Origin of the sequence: Parachitinimonas caeni (genome assembly GCF_030129945.1) — a bacterium.
Lineage (GTDB): Bacteria > Pseudomonadota > Gammaproteobacteria > Burkholderiales > Chitinimonadaceae > Parachitinimonas > Parachitinimonas caeni.
In genome coordinates, this window is the sequence record NZ_JARRAF010000082.1 from 1 (window position 1) to 5179 (window position 5179).

Below are 5179 nucleotides of genomic sequence, written 5' to 3' on the forward strand. Positions count from 1 at the left end.
GGCCACCTTCCAGGTTGACCGAGAGGCGGTCATACCAGGTCTGGCCGCCGGTGCTCAGGCGGTAGATGTAGTTGCCCGTCTGCTTGGGCAGCGTGCCCACATGCAGGAAGCCAGGCAGGTTGACGCCTCCGGCCGGCTGCAGGGTTTCTTCCGGTAGCTGCGGGTCCTGGCCGAACGCGGGCAGCTGGGGTTTTTCGACAGAAATACCAGCAGCCGATACCAAGGCAAATCGGGTCGGCCCATAGCCCGCATCGGCCTGGCGTCCGGCATCGAAGACGTAGAGGTGGTCTTCATAGCCACTGCCTACCTTGTGCCGCAGTACGATGGTCTTGCCTTCACCCCCCAGGGCATCGGGCCGGACGTTGGCGATCTGGCTGACCTGATTACCTTCCACCTGCATGGTGAAGCTGCCACGGGCCACAATCTGGTTGCCCGAAGCCAGCAGGTACAGTACTTCGGTCGCGCCGCTGGGGCGGGCTCGCACGTTGTCGTCGTTCCAGCTGGCCAGGTCCCAATGGGTGTTGCCTTGGGTGGAGACCTGGCTCAGCTGGTAGGTGAAGTCGGTTGAACCAACCGGGCGGTACATCACCAGCATCCGGTCGGCCGCCACCCCGCTCACCTCGATACGGCTGCCGCTGGCGCTGATTTGCACCGGCAGGCCACTGCTGGCGGGGGTCGCTTTGGGGGGCTCGCCGGCCGTAGCGGGGCCATTGCTGAGGCGGCCGCTACCGCCAGTTACGGTCGCGCCGCTGCTGAGGGTGACGTCGTAGCGATACTGGTATTCCCCAGTCAGCTCACCCAGTCCCAGAGTGAACTCGCCGGTGTTGGCGCGGCGGGTCGCGTCGGCAACGCGGACCGTATTGCCTTGCAGGTCTGTCAGATAGACGCGCACGCTCTGAGCGGTATCCGGCAGCTTGCCGATTACCAGCTCGCGGGCCGCATCGGCGCCGGCTGTCAGTTGTCCTAACCAGGTCCATTCCGGTTTGGAAGGCCCCTTGAACAGCAGGGCGCCGGCGACCAGGGTCGAGTCAGTCTGCAGATGGGTGACCGGATCCATCGCCCGGTTGATAAAGCTGACCTCCAGCGAATTGATCTGGATACCGGTCTGGGGGTCGGTCTGGTTGAATTGCTCCAGCACCCCGCCATTGCGGATCTTTTGATCGAGGGTTGCCAGGCTCAGATGGGTCAGTTCCACCTTGCCCAGGCGGCTGATGCGCAGGTAGAGCCCCCCTGCTTCGGCATACGGCCGCAGCTGATCCAGGTTCGACATGGTCAGGCTGACTGTGCTGGTCCCTTGCCGTGCGACCACCGCTAGTGTTGCCAGCCCGATGGCGCCGCGTGCCTCGCCCATGCCATCGACGCTGCGTGGCGCTATCTTCAGCTGCAGGCTGCCATCGCCACCACCGCTTGCCCCGAGCAGGCGGGTCGCGGTGACCTGGTGGCGTCGGTTGTATTCGGTCAAGGTGACGTCCAGCCGGTTTTTTGCGATTTGGCTGGCCAGCGGGTCGGTATCGTTGAACCCCAGATCCCGCCCGGCCTCGACGGTGCCACTGAGGGTAGCGCCAGCTTTAAGGGTGAGTGTTGCATCACCGGCGGCGTTGTACAGGAAGGCTTTTCTAACCCCATCCCCCATATTGGTGATATCGACCCGACCCAGCGCGTCGTAGCTGGCGCTTTCCTGCAAGGCGTAATCGTCCGGCACCCCCGCCCCGCGTTTGCCTCGGGCGGTCAGCTGACCAGCCAGGTTGTAGCGCTGGTCAACGGTTTCCTGGGCAGCCCAGCCCAGTTGCTGGGCCATCTGGTTGAGGGCCGCCGCGTAGCTATCGGTCACACCGGCACCACTCACCTGGATGTTGCTACCTTGCCCTATCGCGCCTTGCAGGGTTTCCCGTCGGATTTCACGACCGGCTGCGTCATGGCTGATACGGGTTGCGTTGTAATAGTCGAACCCACCGTTACTACCACGGCGGATCATTTCCCAACTGCGCTCGCCATAGCCGTTGTAGCCATAGAGGATGGTCTCGCCATCGGGGCGGGTTTCGCTGGTCAGGCGACCGTTGCTGTAATGGTATTGGGTGACCAGTCCTTTGTTTTTGACGCTGGTTTCAAGACCCACTTCATCGCCGTTGATTTCCTTGCCATCAACCTGGGACGCGCTGCCCCACTCGGTCAGACGGATGGCCTGGCCGGATGCATTGTATTCGGTGGTCACCACCTGTCGCTGCGCGCCCTTGGTCGGGTCGCCCAAAGCGTGGCGGGTTTCCTGCCCCAGCACATTGTATTGGTAAGCCATGACAATGCCGTCGGCGTCCTGGCTACGCAGCATCTGGCCCAAAGCATCGTACTGGTAGGTGGTAGCCTTGCCGCCACGCGGGGTCTTTTCCCAAACACGGCCATTTTTGTCGAGCCGGCTGCAGGTCCAGCGAGTCTGGTCAGTCAGCTTGCGCTCACCCAGCGTTCCGCCACTGCTGAGCAGGTCGTAGAGGTCATCGTTGGCCAAGCCGTAGTAGGACTTGTCGTCGCGTGCCAATTGCAGTTCGTACTGGGTTCGACCATCGCGGCTGTAGACCCAGCGGGTTCGACCATCGGCCGCATCATCCTGACCAATACGCCGGCCTGCGCTGTCATACATCGTGCTGGCTCTGGCCGAGCTATCAAACTGCCCTGACAGATACGGGCGCTCATTCGAAGGCGTAATGGGTAAAGCGGCACTGTGCCACTCGCTGACTTGTCGCCCCTGACCGTCAAACTGCCGGTGGGTAAAGCTATAGAGCCCGGCTTGTGCCTCCCAACCCTGCGTGTTGCCGGAGTTGGCCTTGGCCACCTTCATGTTTTTGCTGTAGATCTCGGTCTGATTGCCAAACAGGTCGTAGCCGTAATACACCTCTTTGCCATCGCTAGTGGACTCGGAATACACCCGGCCAGAGGGGTCGTAGCCAAATGTGGTCCTGGCAACGATTTTGCCATCCGCGCCGTTGACGGTGACCGTTTTGCGCTGGCCATTGGCGTGATAGGCATAGCTTTCGGTGCGGGATGACAGCACGGCGGTATTCAGCGCCTCGACCCTCAGTTCCTTGGTCGCCAGCAAGCCGGCGGCGTTGTAGCTATAACCTTCGACCAGGCGGGTGGCTTGCCATTGGCCGTTTTCATAAGACAGGGTGGCGGCATGCCGTACGCTCAGTAGCCGGCCTTGCAAGTCATAGCGGTATTCGATGCGCTCGTTTTCCGCTGCGCCGGTATTCTGGCGGGCCGCAAGACTGCCGTTGGCGTCGTATTCACTGGTGGTCCGGGTCGCCGCCACGCTGGCATTTCCCAGACGGCTTTCTTCGAGCTGATGCCCCAAGCGGTCGTATCGCGCTGTCCAGGCCAAGGCGCTACCCGGAATACCTTCGGTGCGGACCATGACATTGCCAAAGGCATCGTACTCGAATTGCCGCAGCTTGCCGGTCTGGCCCGAGCGCTTCTGGCCATCCTTACCTTGCCACTCGGCAACGCTCTTGTCGGCCTTGAACGGTTCCCAGATCTGCAGCTGTCGGCCCCGCTTGTCATGCACGATATAGCTGACCGAGTCGGCCTCGTCGTTTACCAACAGATCGTTGTAGGCAATCTGGTTGGCGGTCTGAGGCTGCTGCTGCGTGCCGACCCCCACCATCGAAGCCTGCTGGCTGAATTTGACGATTTCCGTCGCATTGCCAAAGTTATCAAAGCGGGTGCGGATCACCTGTCCCTGAGGGTTGACCTGCAGATAATTGCGATTGAGCTTGTCGAAATAGAAGTAGCCATATTTGTAGGCCGATTCGTCAAACGACCGGGTGGCCGGGCCGATGATTTCGAGCTGGGGCTCGCTCACCTTGACCGCATTGCCGAATACATCGTATTCCGTCGTCGAGCGATAGACGACCATCGTTCCGTTGGAGGCCTCGCTGTAGCCGCGCAAGGTTGGGGTCCGTTTTTCGATCACCCGACCCATGCCATCGTAGCTATAACGCTCGACGAACGTGTCGAGGCTATTGTTCCGCTTCAGTGCCTGATTGAAGGCATCGCCATCGGCCCAGGATTGGGCGGTGGCCAGGTAGTCGTTCACACCAAATGAGGCATCGCTTCCCAGCCATTCCATGCCCTTCGGCCAGCCAAACAGCGCGAGGCCCCGACCATCGTATTTGACCGTGCGGTTGCCCACGGCGTCGTAGCCGTAGGCCGTCAGGGTGTCTTTACCGCCCAGTTCAAGCACCAGCCTGCCTGCTTTGTCGTACACATAGCGGGTAGTGATGTCACCTTTGGACACTTGCTTGACCAGGCCATCCCCATAGTATTCAGTCCGGGTGGCGATTTTCTGGTTGCCATAGCTATAGGTGGTCTCCTGGACACGCCCCGTACGGTCATAGCGTGTCTGGGTTTCAGCGAAGGTAGGGATATTGTCGCCATAGGCGGTTTTCGCCAGTTCACTGCGCATGGCAAAGATCATCGAGCCATACGGTTCGGGCATCTTTTGCCCTGCCAGCGCCTCCCCCGCCAGCGTCGCATAGGCTTTCCAGCCCTCAGGCTGCTTGAGCAGCTTGTGCAGCGTGGCGGAGGCGTAGCGCTTGGTACTGACGGTATACGTTTCTTTAGTCGGATCCGATGGGTCGGATTTGACCATCCCATACGAATATTCCGTGACATAGCCTTCGGCATCGATAACGGTGCCTGGCCGTCCCGCGCCGTCATACAGCGAGATCGTGATGCGGTTTCTGACATCCAGCGCTTGCAGTTGCTGCTGAATGGCTGCTTGCAGCTGTTCCTGGGTTAAATTATCCAGCTCACTGCGGCTGGCATCGTAGTCCCGCACACCTGCCACATCGGTGGTACCGCCCGTACCACCCTGTGCGGCTTTCAGGGTCAATGGTTGGGCAAACTGCACCACCCGAACCACATTCCCGGCCTGATCGTAGTCAGTACGGCTGACCATACCCCCCGCATCGATGCTATACACCGGCCGGTTGAAGTGGTCGTAGACGGTGCGGCTGATGCGGTCGAGGCTGCTGGGTTTGGGGCGTAGTGACGGCTTCCCCGCTTTGGGGGCCAGTGCATTCGCCAGAACCGCCTCGGCCCCGTTGATTTGCAGGGTGTCCTTGCCCGTCACCGGATCAACCAACTTGCCAACCTTGGTTTCGTTCTGGCTCAAAGTCGCTTCGCTGAC

Annotated in this window: 1 protein-coding gene; it reads right to left on the minus strand. The window is 60.8% G+C overall.

Annotation, left to right across the window (positions count from 1 at the left end; genetic code table 11):
- A partial coding sequence (locus tag PZA18_RS23380; protein WP_284103309.1) for an RHS repeat domain-containing protein occupies positions 1-5179 on the minus strand: 5179 nt, incomplete at both ends.